The organism is Mesorhizobium sp. M7A.F.Ca.AU.001.01.1.1, assembly GCF_004022735.1.
GTDB lineage: Bacteria > Pseudomonadota > Alphaproteobacteria > Rhizobiales > Rhizobiaceae > Mesorhizobium > Mesorhizobium ciceri.
The window spans coordinates 1-5,507 of record NZ_RZPF01000448.1; the positions used below are offsets into that span (position 1 = coordinate 1).

4 protein-coding genes and 1 pseudogene are annotated in these 5,507 nt (G+C 64.0%); 2 read left to right on the top strand and 3 right to left on the bottom strand.

The window, feature by feature from the left end; translation table 11 throughout:
* A partial coding sequence (locus EN884_RS23860; RefSeq protein ID WP_128360767.1) for a diaminopropionate ammonia-lyase occupies window positions 1–970 on the bottom strand: 970 nt, incomplete at its 3' end.
* 72 nt (window positions 971–1,042) lie between these two features.
* Here EN884_RS23860 and EN884_RS23865 point away from each other — a divergent pair.
* Both EN884_RS23865 and EN884_RS23870 read left to right on the top strand, forming a co-directional pair.
* Entirely contained in the window at window positions 1,043–1,552 is a 510-nt protein-coding gene (locus EN884_RS23865; protein ID WP_063167707.1) for an Lrp/AsnC family transcriptional regulator, read from the top strand.
* Between the two features lie 81 nt (window positions 1,553–1,633).
* A complete protein-coding gene (locus EN884_RS23870; protein ID WP_013532464.1) occupies window positions 1,634–2,776 on the top strand; it encodes an NAD(P)/FAD-dependent oxidoreductase in 1,143 nt (380 codons plus the stop codon).
* A gap of 26 nt (window positions 2,777–2,802) precedes the next feature.
* Here the strand turns inward: EN884_RS23870 and EN884_RS23875 are convergent, their stop codons facing one another.
* A complete protein-coding gene (locus tag EN884_RS23875; RefSeq protein WP_013532465.1) occupies window positions 2,803–4,911 on the bottom strand; it encodes a molybdopterin oxidoreductase family protein in 2,109 nt (702 codons plus the stop codon).
* Between the two features lie 82 nt (window positions 4,912–4,993).
* A pseudogene (locus EN884_RS23880) lies at window positions 4,994–5,507 on the bottom strand (ABC transporter ATP-binding protein); the annotation flags it as partial.

Genomic DNA, 5,507 nt, shown 5'->3' on the forward strand with positions numbered 1-5,507 from the left:
GCCGCCGCATCACCGCGATGGCCTCGTCCTCATCCACCGTCATGAAGGCGTCGGCGGCGCGCGCCAGCACCCGCCAGGCGACCGGCGAGGCTTCGTAACATTCAAGCATGGCCATCACCGTCGGCTGGCCGTGCGCGACCTTGACCGGGCGCCCGACCTGGGCGGCTGCGAAGACACAAGCGGCACGCGCCGGCTCGACCACGATGAAGGTCGGCCTAGCGTCACCGAGCACGGTGGCCAGATGACCGGCCAGCGCGGCGGCAATGCCGCCGACACCGGCCTGCACGAAGACGTGGGTCGGCGTCCGAGGGAGTTGGCGCAAGGCTTCGCGTACGATCGCGGTATAGCCCTGCATGACCAGGCCGGGAATGCGCTCATAGCCCGGCCACGAGGTGTCGGAGACCACGGTCCAGTCCTTGTCGGCCGAAACCTGGGCAGCTTGCCTGACCGAATCGTCATAATTGCCGTGGACGCGGATCATCTCGGCGCCATAGCGGGCGATCGCCGCGATGCGCTCCTCGCTGACCCCGGCGTGGACGAAGATCGCCGCCCGCGCGCCGACGAGTTGCGCGCCTTGCGCGACGGAGCGGCCATAGTTGCCGTCGGTCGCACAGGCAAATGTCATCGCCGCGGCGACCGCCCGCACATCAGGCCGATCGAGATCGGCCACATCGAGGAGCCGGCCAAGGCGACTGCCGGCCTCCTCCAGCACCAGGCGGAAGACGGCATAGGCGCCGCCAAGCGCCTTGAAGCTGCCGAGGCCGAGGCGAAAGCCCTCATCCTTGATATGGATGGCGCCCAGTCCGAATTCGCTGGCGAGCGCCGGCAGTGCATGCAGCGGCGTCATCCGGTGATTGTCGCGGTGGCTGAGAAAACGCTCGACCGTGTCGGCTCCGGCCACGCCAAGGGTTTCGGCATCGATCGGATCGAGCGGCCGGCGGTGCGATGCGTTGCGGTTGAGCAGGAACATTGGCCGGTCCCGTTGGTCAGCGAGAACATATTGCAGGAGCAACGCAAAGAGCGCTGTAATATGGTCTCTTAAATGCAAGTTTGTTTCGTCCAGGATATTCCATTGCCTGCATTGCCGTCCTCGCTCGATAGTTTCGATCTCGCCATCCTTGCCATCCTGCAGCGCGACAACACGACGCCGCAGCGGTTGATCGGCGAGGCGGTGAACCTGTCGGCGCCGGCGGTGCAGCGCCGCATCAAGCGCATGGAGCAGACCGGCGTCATTGCCGGCAATGTCGCTGTCGTCGAGCCGGCAGCGGTCGGTCAACCCATCACCATCTTCGTCGAGGTGGAACTCGAGAGCGAACGCGCCGAACTGATCGACGCGGCCAAGCGGCAGTTCTCGGCGACCCCCGAGGTCCAGCAATGCTATTACGTCACCGGCGAGGCCGACTTCATCCTGGTCATCACAGTGGCCGACATGGGCGCCTATGAGGCGCTGACGCGAAAACTGTTCTTCGACAGCAACAATGTCCGCAAATTCCGCACGTTCGTTGCCATGGACCGGGTCAAGGTAGGGTTGACGGTGCCTTTGCCTGTCTAAATATTTGTCGCGCGGCAGGCCTTTACTTTCCCACCATGTTTTTGACATTCTCGGGCTGTGAATTCTGCCGCGGAGGCCGGCTTGGACGACACCACCCCAGTTGCGATCATCGGTGCCGGGCCGGCGGGCCTGGCCATTGCCGCGTGCCTGCGGCAGAGCGGGCAGGATTTCGTCCTGCTGGAAAAGGAGCAGCAGGCCGCACCCGCCTGGCGACGCCACTATGAGCGCGTCCATTTGCACACGGCCAAGCGCTTTTCCTCGCTGCCCTTCGCGCCCTTTCCCAGGGACTATCCGCGTTATGTGCCGCGCGATCTCTTCATCGACTATCTAGATGCCTATGCGCAACGTTTCGATCTGCGGCCGCGATTTGGAGAAACAGTGCGGGCGATCACCCGGCGGGGCAGAAGCTGGCTCGTGGATACGACGACCGGTCCCTTGCATGCTTCAAACGTTGTGATTGCATCTGGCAACAACGCAGAGCCGCTGATGCCCAGATTTGCCGGCGCCGATGCCTTCAAGGGCCAAAAGCTGCATAGCGCCGACTATCGCAACGCAGTGCCTTTCGCCGGCCGGCCGGTGCTGATCGTCGGCATGGGCAATACCGGCGCCGAGATCGCGCTCGATCTGGTGGAAGGCGGTGCGCGGCCGACGATTTCGGTGCGCGGCGGCGTTCATATCGTACCGCGCGAACTGCTTGGCGTGCCCATCCAGATGATCGGCATGGCGGCGCGCCTGATGCCGCAGCGCATCAACGATGCCTTGTTTCCCATCATCCTCGATCTGGCGTTGGGCAGGCTGGGGAAATACGGGCTCAGGCGGCCGCAGCAAGGAATGCTGCAGCAGATCGCGCTCTCGTCGCGCATTCCGACGATCGATATCGGCACGGTGCGCAAGATCCGCGAAGGTGCGATCAAGATCGTACCCGACATTGCCGAGATCACCGAACAGGGCGCCCGTTTTACCGACGGCAGGCATGGCGAGTTCGACGCGATCATCTTCGCCACCGGCTTCCGGCCCGGCTACGCCAAATTGCTGGAGCCCGGCGTTCAGCCAGAGCGCAGCGGCGTCAATGCGAGGGCTTCAGAGCTTGGCCTCTATCTCATCGGCTTTCACAATCCGGTCACCGGATTGCTGCGCGAAATCTCGATCGAGGCCGAGCAGATCGCCGACGACATCAGTCTTAGGCGAAACCGAAAGAAGGTGGCCGAAGCCCTGCCGGTATAATTTGACGCGAGAGCAACTGAGTTCTCTCACCTTGCCGCGCGCAGCCAGACCTTGTTGTCGTGGAAGGCAGCACCCCCATAGGGTGCAGGCGCGTCGGCGCCGGTCAAAACGTTGATGCCCTCGCCGCGCTCATGGGCGCTGTTTGGCCAGATGCCTTCGGCGATCACCACGCCACGCTTGATGCCGTCGAACAATTTTGCATGCAGCACGACTTCGCCGCGCTGGTTGCCGACCTCGACACGGTCGCCATCGGCCAGCCCAAGTGCCGCGGCATCGTCGGGATGTAGAAGCAGTTCCGGGCGGCCCTCCCTGGCTTTCGACACCGGTGTTTCCGAGAATGTCGAATTGAGGAAGTTGCGCGCCGGCGACGTCGTCAGCCGGAACGGGTGGGCTTCGTCGGCGACCTCGATCAGGTCGACATGGTCGGGGAATTCCGGCAGCCGCGCCACCGGGCCGAACAGGCCCATGCTTTTGGGCGGCCGGTTGGGCGCCGCCTGCCCGGTCCAGTCGGCGCGGAAGCGGAATTTTCCATCCGCGTGGCCAAATCCGTTGATGAAGTGTGCTGCCTCGAAATCCGGCTGCAGGTCGACCCATTTGTCTTGCTTCAAGCTTTCGAAACTGCCCAGCCCGCGCTTGCCCAGGATGATGTCGATATGCTGCTGCTCGGTCAGGCCGAAACCCGGACGGTCGGCGACACCGAGGCGATCAGCCAATTGCTCGATGACGAAATGGTTGGTGCGCGGTCCCTCCGGCGGCTCGATCAGCTTGGGGCCAAGCGTGATGTGCTGGTTGCCGCCGCCCTTGTAGACATCGTCGTGCTCGAGGAACATCGTGGCCGGCAATACGATGTCGGCAAGCTTGGCCGTGTCGGTCATGAACTGCTCGTGCACGCAAGTGAACAGGTCGTCGCGCAGGAAGCCTTGCGTCACCAGCCGCTGCTCCGGCGCGACATTCACCGGATTGGTGTTCTGGATCAGCATCGCCGTCACCGGCGGGCCACCATAGAGCGCATCGCTGGCACCGGTCAGCACCGGGCCGATGCGCGAATGGTCGAGATAGCGGATCGAGGGATCGCGCATCCTGGTGCCTTCGAGCACATCCTGGTTGAGCTTGAAGATGCCGGAATTGGAATGGAAGGCGCCGCCGCCCTCATATTGCCAGCTGCCGGTGACAGCCGCGATGCACGAGGCGGCATGCATGTTGACGGCGCCATTGCGCTGGCGTGCAAAACCATAGCCGAGGCGGAAATAGGTCTTCTTGGTCGTGCCGACGAGGCGGGCGAAGGCCTCGATCTCGGCAACCGTCAGGCCCGTGATCCCGGCCGCCCACGCCGGAGTGCGCGTCTCGAGATGCGCTTCCAGCCCTCTCGGGTCGTCGGTGTATTTCGAGAGATAGGCGCGGTCGGCCATGCCCTCCTTGAACAGCACATGCATGACCGCGCAGGCCAGCGCGCCATCGGTGCCTGGCTTCAGCACAAGGCCAAGATCGGCCTGCTTCATCGTCGCGTTTTCGTAGACGTCGATGACGACGATCTTGGCGCCGCGCTCCTTGCGCGCCTTGATGGCGTGGGTCATGACGTTGACTTGGGTCACCACCGCATTGGTGCCCCAGATCACCACGCAATCGGATTTCGCCATCTCGCGCGGGTCCGGCCCGCGCAAGGCGCCGGCCCCCATCATCCAGCCCGTCCAGGCGAGATTGGTGCAGATCGACCCGAAGAAGCCGGAATACTTTTTCGCGTGGCGCAGCCGGTCGATGCCGTCGCGCTGCACCAGCCCCATCGTGCCGGCATAGTAGTAGGGCCAGATCGTCTCCGAGCCGTACCTCTCCTCGGCCGCAATGAACTTTTCGGCGACGAGGTCGAGCGCGGCCTCCCAGCTCGCTTCCTTCCAGGTGCCGTCGCCCTTAGCGCCGGCGCGGATCAGCGGCTTCAGCAAACGGTCGGGATGGTGGACGCGGTCGGCATAACGCGCAACCTTGGCGCAGACGACGCCGGCGGTGTAGCTATTGGACTTGGCGCCATGGACGCGGCCGATCCGATTGCCGTCGAGCAGTTCGACCTCGAGCGCGCAGGTCGAAGGACAATCATGCGGACAGGCCGAATGGCCGATGCGAAGCTTGGCGTGCTGGTTCATGCGGCAAGACTAGCGGGTTTCAAAGGGCGCGTGTAGGGCCAGATGATTAGCCAATCTCCCCACTTGTGGGGAGATTGCGTAATCACTCCGCCGTGCCTTCTTCATACTCTGCCGACATGGACAGCCACTTTTCCTCGTGGCCGGCCAGCGTCTGGGCCAGTTGCGAGCGCTCCTTGGCCAGCCGGGTCGCTGTCGAGGGATCCTTTTCGTACACCGCCGGATTGGACAGTTCGTCCTCGATGCCGTCGATGCGCTTGCGGATGCGGTCCATCAGCGCTTCGGTGGCGCGGATTTCCTTGGCCAGCGGCTCGAAGGCGGCGCGGCGTGCCGCCGCATCGCGACGGCGGTCGGCCTTTGACGCCTTTTCCGCCTCGCGCTTGCCGCGGCGGTCGCCGGACACGCCGGTGACCAGCGTCTTGTAGTCTTCCAGATCGCCGTCATAGGGGTTGACCGCGCCGTCCTTGACCAGCCACAGCCGGTCGGCGGTTGCCTCGAGCAGATGGCGATCATGCGAGATCAGGATGACGGCGCCAGGGAATTCGTTCAACGCATGGATCAGCGATTCGCGGCTGTCGATGTCGAGATGGTTGGTCGGT